Origin of the sequence: Natranaeroarchaeum sulfidigenes (genome assembly GCF_017094485.1) — an archaeon.
Lineage (GTDB): Archaea > Halobacteriota > Halobacteria > Halobacteriales > Natronoarchaeaceae > Natranaeroarchaeum > Natranaeroarchaeum sulfidigenes.
Genome location: NZ_CP064786.1, coordinates 1 through 13,891 on the forward strand (window position 1 = coordinate 1; position 13,891 = coordinate 13,891).

Consider the following 13,891-nt stretch of genomic DNA (forward strand, 5'->3'; position numbering starts at 1 on the left):
CAGTCGAATCAGACCGACTATTGGAACAAGAACAGCTTCTGTTGATCACTCGATCCACAATTATCGGCCACCTTGCGAATCCTGTCCAACCCTTCTCCCTGGAGATGGGTAGCTGGAACTGATCTCTGGTTCTCGGTACTAGTCACTCAACGAAGTGCAGTCCATTGGTCTGATGCCTTCGAGTCAACTTCACAACCCCTCCATTTCGGCTGGAACTACGCTTCAACCTGTCCCCCAATGACGGAAAATGGGAAGAACTTAAGAGCCTACTCTACCTTGGGTTCGTTTGCATCAACTGGACTACCCCTCGTCAATACCATCGCGAATATCTGCCGTATAGGGTAGCAACGTACGAGTCTTCCACTACCGCCGTGGATGTCCACGTGAAATAGAGGGGTCGTCTAACACAAGAACGCCGGAGCGAATGACAGATGGTCGACAATCAATCAGGAAGCGACAACGAGGAACGGACGAACAGCGCACAGTCATTCGAAGTCGACCTCGACGAAGTCGTCCTCGAGGACGAGCCAGACGGCGATAACCAGGGGTTGTTCGACGACCTGCTCGATAGCGAACCGATTTTCGAGAACAAGGAAGTTCTCAGGCCGTCGTATACCCCACACGAACTCCCCCACCGGAAGGAGCAGATCAACAAGATGGCGACAATCCTCGTTGCTGCACTTCGGGGAGAGACACCGTCCAACATACTTATCTACGGCAAAACGGGGACCGGCAAAACAGCGAGCGCGAAGTTCGTTAGCCAGGAGCTGGAAAGTACTTCACAGAAGTATAGCGTGCCGTGCGATGTCGAGTACATCAACTGCGAGGTGACGGATACGCAGTACCGCGTCCTCGCCCAGCTTGCCAACAAGTTCATCGACAAGAACGAGGAGCTGATCGACAAACGGTTGACGGAGTACGAGGCGCTCCGTGAGGACCTCTCGAACGACGTGGGGGTGGATGAGTCTTCTGGAACCCCATCCCGACTCGACGATACCGAGTTCGATTCGGTCGACGAACTCGACGACCGGATCGAAGAGCTACGACAGGACCGCGAAGAGATGGAGCAGGTCCCCATGACGGGGTGGCCGACGGACCGAGTTTACAGTGTCTTCTTCGAGGCGGTTGATTACCGTGAACGCGTCGTCGTGATCATGCTTGACGAGATCGACAAACTCGTCGAAAAAAGCGGCGACGACACCCTATACAACCTCTCTCGGATGAACTCCGAGCTCAGTAACTCGCGAGTCTCCATCATGGGGATCAGCAACGATCTGAAGTTCACCGACTTCCTCGATCCCCGTGTCAAATCAAGTCTCGGTGAGGAAGAGATCGTTTTCCCGCCGTACGACGCCAACCAGCTGCGGGACATCCTCCAGCACCGGGCAGACGTCGCGTTCAAACCCGACGCGCTGACCGACGACGTGATTCCGCTCTGTGCTGCGTTTGCGGCACAGGAACACGGCGACGCGCGACGCGCGCTCGACCTTCTCCGAACCGCGGGTGAGCTCGCCGAACGCGACCAGCAAGACCGGATCCTCGAAGAACACGTCCGGCAGGCCCAGGACAAGATCGAACTCGACAGAGTCGTCGAGGTCGTCAGAACACTGCCCACGCAGTCGAAACTCGTGCTCTTCTCGACGATACTCCTCGAGAAGAACGGGGTGCACAACATCAACACCGGCGAGGTCTACAATATTTACAAGAGCCTCTGTGAGGAGATCGACGCGGATGTCCTCACGCAGCGCCGAGTGACCGATCTGATCTCGGAACTCGATATGCTCGGGATCGTCAACGCCGTGGTCGTCTCGAAGGGCCGATACGGCCGAACCAAGGAAATCAGTCTCTCCGTACCGATCGAAGAGACCGAGGCAGTGCTCATGTCGGACTCACGAATCGGTGACATCGAGGATGTCCAGCCGTTCGTGCAGGCACGGTTCGATAACTGACGGAATCTCGTTATTCGATTCGAATGTATGCGTTGGCGGTTCACGGGCGACAGGATGCGGCCCCGGAGAATTCCAGTCGGATACAGCCCAAATACGGCACCCGAACTTCCGCAGTCCCCTCTACCCACTCCGGTTTGACGATCTGGTATCGGTTGTCCTGATCGTAGTGCTGATTCGTCGTCGGGTTGTCCCCTTTGGTCACGAATCCATCGTGTGGTGCCGGGCAACTGGTGAGATCGTCACAGCTGTCGGCCTGTAGATGGTCTCCGTCCGCTCTGTCGTACCAGTTCTCTCCCTCTTCGACGTACAAATGCGCCCGATGTATTATCGGGGTCCGCTCTTGCCCGTCCGGTCGAAAGATGATCACGTCACCGTAATCGCCGAACTTGGTGTACCCTGTTTGCTGTCCCACCTCGTGAGTCACGACACCCGCTGCGACGGCCTCACTTGATGCCAGCCGTTCGTTCTCCATCAGAAAGACGAGATCGCCTTTTTGCATGTGTGGCTCCATGCTGCCGCTCTCGATTGCAACGAGCGGGGGCCAGACGCCGCTGATCGTGAACAACACGAGGCCGATCACTGCGACGATCGCGATGCTGCTGGCGATGTCTTTAAACAGTAGTACGGAACCGTTTCTCGTGTTCAGGAACCAGCGAACCGGGTTTTCACTGGGTGGCGGGACGTCGCTGTCGGAGTCCGTTCCGCCGGTCGACGCCGTCGCTGTACTGTCGCTGCGCTGGCCAGAGATGGCGGTCTCGGTGTTCTCCTGTGACTGTTCTGAGGATCCGTCCGGGTCGACACCGTCTCCGTGAGGTGCGTCCGAACCGACTCCATCGCTACTGGAGGGCGTGGGGCCATCGAGGCTGGAATCCCCGTCGCCATCGCCGCCATCCGACGGGAATGGGGGATCGTGCTTATCGCCGTCCCGCCTGTCGTTCATTGACCATCCCTATACGGCCCCCGAAAATCAACCTTCTGTTCGCCGGTCCGGCACGCTTTTGACCGACTACGGGTATGCTACGTGTAGTGCCGCTGGAAGCTCCCGCCAGAATCGTACGTGAACTCGTCCGTCACGGTTACAACGCCGATCGAGAAGCGGTAACGCTGATCGCGTCGGCCGACGATCCGGCCGAAACGCTGGAGGCTGTCGTTGAAGCGACGCCCGACGATGCGTTGACGATCACTACCGAACAGGTCCGACGAGTTCTCTCAGACGGGAAGGGATCGAATGCTAACAAGGCTGCGTCGGCGAACTCCAACCCCTCTGTTTCAACTGGAGCTAATCGTCCAAAAGACCACTCCGAAACCGGGGGTGATCCACCTGAAACAAAGGGGGATTCGGCGGGGATAGCCGACGCATCGACCGCGTTTGGGGGAGGAGACGGTGCGGATCGCGGTGACGCCGCTCATCGGTCGATCGAGATCGCCAATGATATGACTGGTCGGAGTACCGGCACCGGGGAGTACGACGACTTCGTCGACGTGTTCCGCGATCGGTTTGAGCGACTGAGCAACCAGCTCCGTGGCCGCGTCAACCACCGTCCGACTGACACGCTCGAAGCGATGGGCGGCAACAGCGATGCAGCTATCGTCGGGATGGTCAACGACATTCGTTCGACGGCAAGCGGACACTGGCTGATCGAACTCGAAGACACCTCGGGAACCTTTCCCTGTCTCGTGATGAAAGATCGCGAGTTCGCCGACCTGGTCGACGAACTACTGCTAGACGAGGTAATCGCTGTCGAGGGAACCCTCGCGGACGATGGGGGGATCCTCTTTGTCGATTCGCTTTATTTCCCCGATGTCCCGCGGACGTTCGAGCCGTCCACTGCCGACCGACACGTCCAGGCGGCGCTCATCAGTGACGTTCACGTCGGAAGTCAGGAGTTTATGGAAGACGCGTGGAATCGGTTCGCGAACTGGCTCCACACCGAGGCGGCCGAATCCGTCGAGTACCTGCTAATCGCGGGCGACATGGTCGAAGGAGTCGGTATCTACCCCGATCAGGACGACGAGCTCGATATCGTCGATATTTACGATCAGTACGAGGCGTTCGCGGAGCATCTCAAATCGATTCCCGGCGATATCGAGATCATCATGATTCCGGGGAACCACGATGCCGTTCGGCTGGCCGAACCGCAACCCGGCTTCGATGAGGAACTCCGCGACATTATGAGCGCTCATGATGCCAGAATCACCAGCAACCCGTCCACGGTCACCATCGAAGGCGTCTCCGTGCTGATGTACCATGGCGTCTCGCTCGACGAAATTATTGCCGAGTTCCCAGACGAGAAAGCTACGTACGATGAGCCCGAAAAGCCGATGTACCATCTACTGAAGAAACGTCACGTCGCGCCCCAGTACGGCGGCCATATGCGACTCGCACCCGAAGAGAAGGACTATCTCGTCATCGACGAGGTGCCCGACATCTTCCATACGGGTCACGTCCACAAACTCGGCTACGGCAAATACCGAAACGTCCTCGCGATTAATTCCGGCTGCTGGCAGGCCCAGACCGATTTCCAGAAGAGCGTCAACATCGACCCCGATTCGGGGTACGCACCGATCGTCGATCTCGACACACTGGACACTACAATCAGGAAGTTTTTCTGAGCTTTAGTGTATCTTCTCACTCCAAAATGCCTTATAGTGGATTAATGTGTCATAAACGCTGCCAAATAAGGAATTTTTATATATTCTCGAACCGTGTGTGAGGTTGTCATGGTTTCCTGTGAAAACTGCGGTGACGATGTCCCACACAGGTTCGAGCATCGCGTCCGGGCGGAGGTGATGACCCATCGGCAAGTACGGCTTGTCTGTGCTGACTGTCATCCGAACCTCGCAGCGGACCTAAAATACGAATCGCCAGCCGGTGCAGGCATGCGAAGTGATCAGACCGCTGATTGACGGTTATCGTCTATTCTTGCGTGCCCACTGGTGTTCACGCTTCGAGCCGGTATCGTATCGTTCTAGTACCGTTGAACGTCGGCCCCCGACCTGCCGTGACAAACCCGAGTTCTTCTGCGGCCGTCGCTACTGCTGGCTCGGAGTCAGGAGCGAGCAACTCGACGTCCATTCCCTCCCGTTTAGCGAATCTAATCGGCTCTCCGAGCAGCTTCTGACACGCCTCGGCAGTGCCGTCTAGCTGGGTGACGTGTACCGTCTGTCGTCTAGCGTCGAAACTGACGAAGCCGAGTAGTTCACCGTCTGACCGATCCGTATCGGCGTTCGGATCGGTTGCGGTCCCGTCTGGTTCGGCGACACGGACAGTTCGGTCGTGGACGAGATTCCGCATCACGTCGGTCGGCGCGTCCGCGATCGACGCGATCTCATCGGCGTCCGCTTCGACTGCGTCCCGTATCTCCATGATGTATGTTATTGATCCACGTGGATAAACCGTTTGTGACGAGTCTTGTGGACAGTTACTTTCATAATGACCGCAAGGCGGAAACCCGCGTCTTTAGGCGCGGGAGGAAGCCGACCACTCGGACACACACCGCGTTCGATAGCAGGCCGACTCCCCACGCCAATCCGAACTAGTATAAATTCCAAGTGCTACACATGAAGTGAAGATGGTGGAAGGCTCAGGCACTCGCACTGTTCCCGTCAAACTCGATGTGGACAAGAGTGCCGCTGACCTCCTCCACCAGACCATCGACCACTTCCTCGACGCCGCCAACCATGTTGTAGACGTAGCGTGGGAATCCGACTGGAAAATCACCAGCAAACAGAAACTCCACGACCTCACCTACTACGACGTTCGAGACGACTCGCCACTCCCGGCCAATCTCGTGCAAGCCGCGCGAAACCGTGCCGCAGAAGCCGTCAAAGGCGTCGTAGAACGCTGGAAGGAAGGCAAAAAAGCCTCGAAACCCGAGTTCACGTCACGGTTCGCTAGCTACGACGCCCGAACCGTCACCGTCAACGACGACCACGCAACACTCGCCACCATCAACGGGCGAATCACCGCTGAGTTCGTCCTCCCCAACGAACAGCGTAAGACGCCGCACTCGGCGTACCTGTTCAACGATGACTACGAGGTGAAGGGGGCCACACTCCATTACGACGAGGGTGAGGACTGTTTCTATCTTCACGTGCGGACAAAGCCCGCCGTGGAGAACGATGATGCCGACACAGGCGATGCCAAGCACGTCTCCGTCCTTGGTGTTGACCTCGGCATCACAAACATCGCAACCACCTCAACCGGACGATTCTGGGGCGGCGGCGAACTCAACCACTGGCACCGAGAATACGAGAAACGGCGGGGGTCGCTTCAGCAGACTGGAACTCGGTGGGCGCACATCAACGTGCAGCGAGTCGGTCGGAAGCAAACTGGGCGGTTTGAGCAGATGCTTCACACGATCTCGAACGAACTCGTAGACGAAGCTCTGGAGAACGACTGTACGCATATCGTGTTCGAGCAACTCAAAGGAATCCGCGAACGCTTGCCGCACGCGAAGGCGGTTCACAAGTGGGCGTTCCACCGCTTGTACGAGTACGTCACGTACAAGGCCGAGTCTGACGGGCTTGTCGTGAAGCAGATTAATCCTGCGTACACGAGCCAACGTTGCTCGAAGTGTGGGTTCACTCACGAGGATAATCGCCCGCACAATAACGGTCAGAACGAGTTCGAGTGCTTGAAGTGCGGATATGATGTTCACGCGGATTACAACGCGGCGAAGAATATCGGCTTGAAGTATCTCCGCGACCAGCAAAAGTCTGGGCGTGGAGGCGCACCCGTAGGCGTGCGCTTGAACAGCGGGATGATGAACGTGAACGGCGAGTATTCGCCTACTGTGTTACACAGTTAGAACGGGAGTCCACGCTGAATGCCACGTCCTTCAGGGCGTGGTAGCTTACTTTCGCGACGGTCAAATAGTGTGTATGAGTAACGATGGTCGTGATCGGACAACGAGATGTGATTTCTGTCGGCTCCCGTGCCCGGAACCGACCCTGAGTCTGGACCGGTCCGGCGTGTCCTACGAGTTCTGTTCGGAGGCGTGTCGGGACGCGCTTCGAGATTCGGACCGGGTTTTCACCGAATATCATGGCCATCGACGCGTAAGTCCAGGCGTCTCGGGACTCGACACTGCGCTTCCAGAGGGAATGCCCCGGAACAGTTTCGTCCTGATTCGCGGTCAGGCAGGAACTCGCGATACCGAACTACACGCCGAACTCGTCTGGCGAACGCTCCAGCGAGGCGAACCAGCGGTTATCGTGTCCTTTCGTGAACCGCCGACGTCCGTCGTCGAGCGGTTCCTCACCCTCGACTGGAACGTCCTTCCCTCCCTCGAACGCGGCCAGCTCCGGATCGTCGACTGCTTTACTGATCGTCTCGACAACCCCGATCGCCTGTTCGACCGGATGAACGACTGGAACCGGCATCTGCACGGCGTTACCGAGCCCGCGTCGATCGACGTGCGAAACCCGCGGGACACCGCCGAAATCGAGAGCAAACTCGACGACGCACTCGACGAGTCCGGTATGGTGGATGAGGGGATCGTCGTGATCGACTCACTGACCGAGTTCGGGACGCTCGTCCAGCCGGTACAGGCGTACGACTTCGTAAAGAACGTCCGGGCAGATGTCTGCAAGGGCCGATTTGTTCCGATCTTTGCAGGGGCAACTCCTGGGCCGGAACGTGACGTCTTTCCGCACGATCTCGAATACATTGCGGACGGTATCGTCGATCTCGCAATGGACGACTCTCTGGTCGAGCACACACTAATCAAGCGGATCCGCATTCGCAAGATGAGTGGTGTACTCGTCTACGCCGAATGGGTGGCATACGAGTACACTGCCGAACAGGGGATGGTGACGTTCTCGCCCGCAGAAGAGATGAACGGAGATGACGAGACATCATCCACCGAACCAGACGGCTCCGCTTCGACTGACGATACAGACGGAGACGTCTCGGAGAGTTGAAGCACAAATAACCGCCCAACCGTTCACGAACGACGGTCGGGGTCGGATCGCAATGAACACAGTTATCCGGTCCCCTTGGTTACTCACCCCCATGACCCACAGTCACACGAGTAATCGGGTGGTAGCATGCGAGTAGTCGCGAAGTTCGGGGGGACGAGTCTTGGGAGCGGCGAACGGATCGACCGAGCCGCCGATTCGATCGCAAAAGCGGTCGAACAGGGCCACGAGATCGCGGTCGTCGCCAGCGCGATGGGGAGTACGACCGACGACTTGCTCTCGGAGATTTCTTTCGAGACCGAACCGGCCGACCGGGCCGAGATCGTCAGTATGGGCGAACGCACGAGCGTCCGTATGCTCAAGGCGGCACTCAACGCTCGCGGCGTCGACGCCGTCTTCCTCGAACCCGGCAGTGACGAGTGGCCCGTCCTGACCGACGAGGATGGGGAGGTCGACGTCGAAAGAACCCACGAGCGCGCACAGGAAGTCGCCGGAACTCTCAGCAACGTCGTCCCGGTCATCACCGGCTTTCTCGCGCAGGCTCCTGATGGATCGCTGACAACACTGGGTCGCGGCGGGAGCGATACGACCGCCGTCATGCTCGGCAAGTACATGGACGCCGACGAAGTCGTCATCGTGACTGACGTCGAGGGCGTCATGACGGGCGACCCACGGGTCGTCGAGGGTGCCCGGAACGTCGGTGAGATCACTGTCGACGAACTCCGGAACCTCTCCTTCCGCGGGGCCGAAGTCGTTGCACCAAGCGCGCTGGCGTACAAAGAAGGCAACATGGGCGTTCGTGTCGTGCACTATCAGCACGGCGACCTGCTCACCGGCGGGACGCAGGTTGAAGGACAGTTCCGGAGTCTCGTCGATATGCGGGACGAACCGCTTGCGTGCATGACCGTCGCCGGGCGCGCGATCCGCAACAGCCCGGGAGTCCTTCAGGAACTCACGACAGCGCTCGGCGAAGGCGATATCAACGTCGACGCGGTCGCATCAGGGATGGACTCGATCACGTTCTACGTCGACGAATCACAGGCCGAGGACGCCGAAACCGTCCTCCATCGTGAAGTGGTGGATCAGGAGCCGCTGTCGAGCATTACAGTCGACGACGGTATCGCAGTCATCCGCGTCACCGGCGGCCAGCTCCCCAACCAGCCCGGCGTCCTCTCGGAGATCATCGAGCCGCTCGCTGCGGAGGGGATCAACATCCTTGATGTGATCACGAGCGCGACGAGCATCGCCGTCTTCGTCGACTGGTCGGATCGGGAGACTGCACTCGAAATCATGCAAAAGCGGTTCTAGCGTTACTGTCCCGTTTTCAATCGCTGTCCGATCCGTTCGGGGAGGCCCGCCGCCTCGACGGCGTCGATCACGGCGTCGATATCATACTCCACCCGGTAGAGATCGACGTCCATTCCGTCGAGATCGACCACTGCGTAGGCCGCACGCGGATCACCGTCGCGAGGCTGTCCGACGCTTCCGGGATTCAGCACGATGCCTTCGCCGTACCGCTCGCAGTGCTGAACGTGAGTGTGGCCCATCACCAGTACGTCCTCACCCTCCAGCATCCGTGCACTGAACTCGTCGGGATACGTGTACCGGTCCGGATCGTCGGGATGTCCGTGGACGAGCTTCAGGCGATCCTCCAGCTCGACGCGCTCGTCCGGGAGCGATTCGAGCCAGTCGAGCTGGTCCCCGGTGAGTTCTTCACGGGCGTACTTTACGCCCGCCGCAGCCATGTTGTTGAACCGGAACGTCGACCCGCTTGCAACTGCTCGGTCGTGGTTTCCCATCACCGTCGGCACGTCTCGCTCCCGTAGCTCGTCAACGCACTCCGCGGGCCAGGGGTTGTAGCCAACGACGTCGCCAGCACACACCAGCGCGTCGACTGGCGGCAGATCCTCGAGCACGGCGTCGAGCGCGACCTTGTTTCCGTGTACGTCAGAGATGACGCCGACGTTCATATCCAACGCTACGAATCGGGGCTCCTTCAGAATTCGGCCGCGATCGGTTACTCGCCGTTCTCGATCGCCAGTGAGATGCCGTCTTCGCCCCGCTCGATTCCCGCCGCACAGACGGCGTGTTCGAGATCGAGATCGTACGCCTCGGTTGCCGCGTTAGCTGCCGTTTCGGCGTCGAACGGGAACGCTTCCGGTGAATCCTTTTCGTAGGTTGCCACCAGGGTTGGCTCCTCGACCTGTTCGACCAGCAGGGCATCCTTCCGAACGGTCCCGATATACGCCTCCTCGCCGATCACACCGGCGATCCGGGGCGTGTCGTAGTCGTCCTTTTCGTAGTCCATCGCGAGCAGGCTCTCGGCAAGGGCATCGCGTGCGGGGTAGCCCAGTTCGAGCTTCTCAGTGATCGGATCGACGTGCGAGCCGTTCCCGAGGACCACCGACTCGCCCGCCGTCCGCACGCAGTTATACGAGACGTAGGGGTTGTCGGTCTCTGCGGCTTCGGCAGTCGGGACGACAGTCAGGGCACCGTCGCGCTCGACGATCTTTCGATTCGGGAACGACCGCGACGATACTCGATACGCACCCACCGACGGGCCGACGACGACGAAGCGTCCGACGTACATGTCTCGTGTTCTGTAACCCGTGAAAAAAGCGGTGTCGATATTCAGCTTCACACATGGGTCCCTCCAGAGACTGATCCTCTAGCAATCCCGCTCTGTAATCGTGCGCTGGCTGATGTCATCAACTGTGCCATCTCTGGAGTCCGGCTGAATGTACTGTGTGACTGTGAGTTGCTGGACTGAGTCGCCGTGAACCGTTTCGGCGCGGTCACAGGCCCACTCGACGTAACTCCCGGCGAGTATCTCGTGACGGTCTCCGAGTCCAGAATCACGAACGGTCTCCAGTAGTTTCCGATCCCGGAACCCATCGTACTCCTGTGCGGCGTCCGGTGGTGGGTCCGAACTGCCCGTGTTGTCGTCGAGCGCATCGACTGTGTCTCCGGTTTCGAGCTCGGCCTCGACGGCGTACCAGCTGTATCCGGCTCCCGGATCAGGGGCGTACAGACCCCAGCGTTGCTCGTCGAGATGCGTCGAATCGAGTTCGTGGGGCACCTCATACTCGGTCGCATGTGCGCCACCGAACAGCAGCATCCATGCAAGCACGAGCACGCCGAGGACGGTAAGCAACGAGTGTCCGTACGTGACCGCGAAGGAGGCCATCGAGTGATGTCCCCGCTTCCGGATGGCTGTGAGAACTCGCTGTTCGATGGGTGGACGTTCAAGCGGCCCGAGTGTGGAGGCGGTCAGCCGGTTCGTGATGACGGTACCATACGGAGCGATCCGACGCCCCCTTTCCCAGAAGTCTCTTGTGAAGAAGGGCAGGACTGCTGCGATCAACACCAGCGGAAAGAGTCCGACGGCCATCGAGACGGCCATTCCGGCGAACGCCCCAATATACACTAGTGCGAACGCCGTCCGCAGCCACCCTGCTGTGAGCAGCAAGAATACCGACGAGCCGGCAAGCAGCCAGACCCACAGAAACGTCAGTAGTTCCAGAAGCGCCGGATACTGCGCCAGGGCGTTCCCGAGGTGGATAGTCATAGCGTCGTTCGATAGCGCTATTTCGAGAGCCTCGCCTGTGTACCAAGTGTCGCCTTCGCGCTTGAGATACGCGTTCTGGGTGAACACTACGATCGGCTGGACGAGCAGCGCCACGGTCGTCATGCTGGCTACACTGACACGGGCGTGTCCACGCCGCAGCGCGTCGATGGACCAGCGTTCGCCCAGCGGCGTCAACAGTGCGACCAGTAACAGCACGCGTAACAGTCGGTCGGCTCCATTGAGTATCGCGGGGTTCCGTGCGTGTAACGAGAACAACAGCAGCAACGATATCGTCCCGACCAAACGGGTTCGATAGCCGAGCACGAAGAGGACCGCAAACGTCGCGGCGATCGCGAACAACAGTTGTTGAAACCACAGGTCGCCCGAGAGCGCGTGCACAGAGAGTCCGTTGTAACTGATATACGTCAGCTCGAACGCTTCCAGCGGGTAGACACCGGCGTCGGTATAGTGGCGTTCGATGTCGCCAGCACGATGCCCCAGATCAACGAGAAGGGTCACTCCTAACAGGATCCGAAGGGCGGCCAGTGACCGTGTATCCACCTCGAAGCGGGCCCGAATTTGCTGCAGGATCGGTTCAAACCGGTCGCTGTCGGGCCGGTATTCTCGAACCCGCCGCGTCAACTCCGGTCGGTCGAGACGCATGGCTATTGATGACTCCTGTTTCAGACAGCCCCAACGGCGACGTTCCTGATGGATCTCCCTGCCGGGGGTCAGTACCCGTCCGGGTGCCCTGATCGGCGATTCGTGATGGTGGCTTGCCGTCTAACAGACGCACCGATGGGGGTGGGACACAAGTGCTTTCAGTAGGGTCAAAGAGTCCCTTGAGTCTCCATGCGGTCGGGTACCGAAGTCCTTGACGACCTGCCTGATTCTCCTGTATACTCATACTTGACTTCTCGATTGATCCATCTCTTAGAGACACAGCCCTGCGTTCTCACAGGCTCGATCGTTTTTCATAATCGGCTCTATTGCCCGCTAGTGGCTGTCTCATAAGATCACGAATCGAACTAGGGCGGAAAAGAACCACTGACCGGTGTCGAGACAAGTACTACTACTTGCAGCTGGGCGCTATCTCCGAGTCTATCCTCTGTATCGCCCGATACTGACCGTGTTGCCTTTCGCCTGATGGGATACGCTCGGCCGTGCATGGGGCTTCGTTTAATGAATCAAACCGGCAGACGGGAACCGATTATGAATATTTACTCGGTGCCCCTGTGGGCAGCTCTGGCATCGCGACGCTGTTTTACGGCCCGGAGTCGACGAGTATAGCCATATTGACCACTTACAACCCGTTTCGACGATAGCGGTTCTCCGTACTGGTGGGCATTCCGTTTTCCTAGTCTTCACAGCATTCTTTCTATGTCAGCCCTCTCCCGGAGTACTGAGACGAATATGATCTGTCATAAGGAAATTTCTCGGGACGAACGCCTCTTTCCTTACGGTAGAGGTTCTTACACTGATTATGAACTCGGTGGTCGCCACGGAACGAAACTGGAGTTGGTCTGCAATCGGAACGACATGATGAGCATGTTTGATTTTATTGAAAATTGCCATCCAGATACATTTCTGTGGGAACGACCGTTCGGTAGCTGTGCAAACTGTTCGGTATTGTACTATCAGTAGGAAATAACATCTACACTGCTATGCAAGGTACAGGGCGCGAGTCCTGCATGACGGTCTGCTCAAATAGCGGTTGAAGAAGACCGGTCGATACAGGTCACTTGCTGCTCGTTTTGCTTTCTCCGGATGGCTCGTTCAGAAGGCCGAACTGGATATCATATCTTTGTGCTGGGAGAATCCATGGCGCTGTTACCCAGAAGATGACAATCACCAGCACCTGAAGGAGTGCGATGATTGCGAGCGGAGGCAAGAGTAAACTCGCAAGACCTGAAACCATTGCTACTGTCCCCAATATGTGTGCTACATCACGGCGTGGGTTATTACCACACTTTGAGCAGACAACTGTGTTTTCATCGATTGTTGCACCACAGGAAGCACACTTCGTACTCATGTACGTCAATCCGACTGCAGATTAAAAAATCATGGACAAATCCACTCTCAAATCCCTGACTGAAATCACTCATCTGACCAGTCTGCTTACTCGCCGACACCGTAACGGATGCCGGTCCTGTGTCGGTTCGCACGCTCAGTGAGTAGATAATTCGCCCACTGACGTATGGAAGAAAACGAGTAGAAGTGTTGAACTCACCCTCTGTGTCTTGCACGTCGCTACTGACATATTGTGGAGAGGTCACCGTTCGATATCTGTATGCAAGTATCCTGTACCGATCGGTTCGATTCCCTGTGATTCGGTGAACTGTGAGTGCAAGAGGCGCCCTCTGTATCACAGCCCGCTTCGCTGACCCTGACAATAGCTGAGTGTCTCAACAGAAACACATAGGCTGAAACTCATCAGCTCCGATAGTCTCTC

At 58.0% G+C, this 13,891-nt stretch carries 11 protein-coding genes; 6 read left to right on the forward strand and 5 right to left on the reverse strand.

Annotated features, from left to right (window positions below):
* Nucleotides 1–431 precede the first annotated feature (431 nt).
* Entirely contained in the window at nucleotides 432–1,949 is a 1,518-nt protein-coding gene (locus tag AArcS_RS00005; protein WP_238478383.1) for a Cdc6/Cdc18 family protein, read from the forward strand.
* Between the two features lie 40 nt (nucleotides 1,950–1,989).
* Here the strand turns inward: AArcS_RS00005 and AArcS_RS00010 are convergent, their stop codons facing one another.
* Nucleotides 1,990–2,889 carry a S26 family signal peptidase gene (locus AArcS_RS00010; RefSeq protein WP_238478384.1) on the reverse strand — a complete coding sequence of 300 codons (900 nt, stop codon included), beginning with the start codon at nucleotides 2,887–2,889 and terminating at the stop codon, nucleotides 1,990–1,992.
* An 86-nt stretch (nucleotides 2,890–2,975) separates the two neighbouring features.
* Between AArcS_RS00010 and AArcS_RS00015 the strand changes: the two genes are divergently transcribed.
* On the forward strand, nucleotides 2,976–4,562 hold the full coding sequence (locus tag AArcS_RS00015) for a DNA-directed DNA polymerase II small subunit (RefSeq protein ID WP_238478385.1): 1,587 nt from the start codon (nucleotides 2,976–2,978) through the stop codon (nucleotides 4,560–4,562).
* 108 nt (nucleotides 4,563–4,670) lie between these two features.
* Complete coding sequence (locus tag AArcS_RS00020) at nucleotides 4,671–4,856, forward strand: hypothetical protein (protein ID WP_238478386.1); 186 nt, start codon at nucleotides 4,671–4,673, stop codon at nucleotides 4,854–4,856.
* A gap of 34 nt (nucleotides 4,857–4,890) precedes the next feature.
* Here the strand turns inward: AArcS_RS00020 and AArcS_RS00025 are convergent, their stop codons facing one another.
* A complete protein-coding gene (locus AArcS_RS00025; RefSeq protein WP_238478387.1) occupies nucleotides 4,891–5,316 on the reverse strand; it encodes a hypothetical protein in 426 nt (141 codons plus the stop codon).
* 205 nt (nucleotides 5,317–5,521) lie between these two features.
* Here AArcS_RS00025 and AArcS_RS00030 point away from each other — a divergent pair, with 205 nt between their 5' ends.
* The 3 genes from AArcS_RS00030 (at nucleotide 5,522) to AArcS_RS00040 (ending at nucleotide 9,179) form a co-directional block, all read left to right on the forward strand.
* The gene (locus AArcS_RS00030) at nucleotides 5,522–6,760 is read left to right on the forward strand and encodes an RNA-guided endonuclease InsQ/TnpB family protein (protein ID WP_238478388.1); all 1,239 of its coding nucleotides are present in this window, start codon (nucleotides 5,522–5,524) and stop codon (nucleotides 6,758–6,760) included.
* Nucleotides 6,761–6,833: 73 nt separating this feature from the next.
* Nucleotides 6,834–7,874 (forward strand): ATPase domain-containing protein, encoded by a 1,041-nt coding sequence (locus AArcS_RS00035; RefSeq protein WP_238478389.1) that lies wholly within the window; start codon nucleotides 6,834–6,836, stop codon nucleotides 7,872–7,874.
* A 126-nt stretch (nucleotides 7,875–8,000) separates the two neighbouring features.
* Entirely contained in the window at nucleotides 8,001–9,179 is a 1,179-nt protein-coding gene (locus AArcS_RS00040) for an aspartate kinase (RefSeq protein WP_238478390.1), read from the forward strand.
* Nucleotides 9,180–9,181: 2 nt separating this feature from the next.
* Here the strand turns inward: AArcS_RS00040 and AArcS_RS00045 are convergent, their stop codons facing one another.
* From AArcS_RS00045 to AArcS_RS00055, 3 genes are all read right to left on the reverse strand, one after another.
* Nucleotides 9,182–9,841 carry a metallophosphoesterase family protein gene (locus tag AArcS_RS00045; protein WP_238478391.1) on the reverse strand — a complete coding sequence of 220 codons (660 nt, stop codon included), beginning with the start codon at nucleotides 9,839–9,841 and terminating at the stop codon, nucleotides 9,182–9,184.
* A gap of 47 nt (nucleotides 9,842–9,888) precedes the next feature.
* Nucleotides 9,889–10,461 (reverse strand): IMP cyclohydrolase, encoded by a 573-nt coding sequence (locus tag AArcS_RS00050; RefSeq protein ID WP_238478392.1) that lies wholly within the window; start codon nucleotides 10,459–10,461, stop codon nucleotides 9,889–9,891.
* 78 nt (nucleotides 10,462–10,539) lie between these two features.
* Nucleotides 10,540–12,102, reverse strand: a complete 1,563-nt coding sequence (locus tag AArcS_RS00055) for an HTTM domain-containing protein (protein ID WP_238478393.1) — start codon at nucleotides 12,100–12,102, stop codon at nucleotides 10,540–10,542.
* Nucleotides 12,103–13,891: the final 1,789 nt, after the last annotated feature.

What these genes read in the sequence shown, in the direction of transcription:
- AArcS_RS00005 (WP_238478383.1), top strand. Translation starts at nt 432, where the DNA reads ATGGTCGACAATCAATCAGGAAGCGACAACGAGGAACGGACGAACAGC.
- AArcS_RS00010 (WP_238478384.1), bottom strand. Translation starts at nt 2,889, where the DNA reads ATGAACGACAGGCGGGACGGCGATAAGCACGATCCCCCATTCCCGTCG.
- AArcS_RS00020 (WP_238478386.1), top strand. Translation starts at nt 4,671, where the DNA reads ATGGTTTCCTGTGAAAACTGCGGTGACGATGTCCCACACAGGTTCGAG.
- AArcS_RS00025 (WP_238478387.1), bottom strand. Translation starts at nt 5,316, where the DNA reads ATGGAGATACGGGACGCAGTCGAAGCGGACGCCGATGAGATCGCGTCG.
- AArcS_RS00030 (WP_238478388.1), top strand. Translation starts at nt 5,522, where the DNA reads ATGGTGGAAGGCTCAGGCACTCGCACTGTTCCCGTCAAACTCGATGTG.
- AArcS_RS00035 (WP_238478389.1), top strand. Translation starts at nt 6,834, where the DNA reads ATGAGTAACGATGGTCGTGATCGGACAACGAGATGTGATTTCTGTCGG.
- AArcS_RS00040 (WP_238478390.1), top strand. Translation starts at nt 8,001, where the DNA reads ATGCGAGTAGTCGCGAAGTTCGGGGGGACGAGTCTTGGGAGCGGCGAA.
- AArcS_RS00045 (WP_238478391.1), bottom strand. Translation starts at nt 9,841, where the DNA reads ATGAACGTCGGCGTCATCTCTGACGTACACGGAAACAAGGTCGCGCTC.
- AArcS_RS00050 (WP_238478392.1), bottom strand. Translation starts at nt 10,461, where the DNA reads ATGTACGTCGGACGCTTCGTCGTCGTCGGCCCGTCGGTGGGTGCGTAT.
- AArcS_RS00055 (WP_238478393.1), bottom strand. Translation starts at nt 12,102, where the DNA reads ATGCGTCTCGACCGACCGGAGTTGACGCGGCGGGTTCGAGAATACCGG.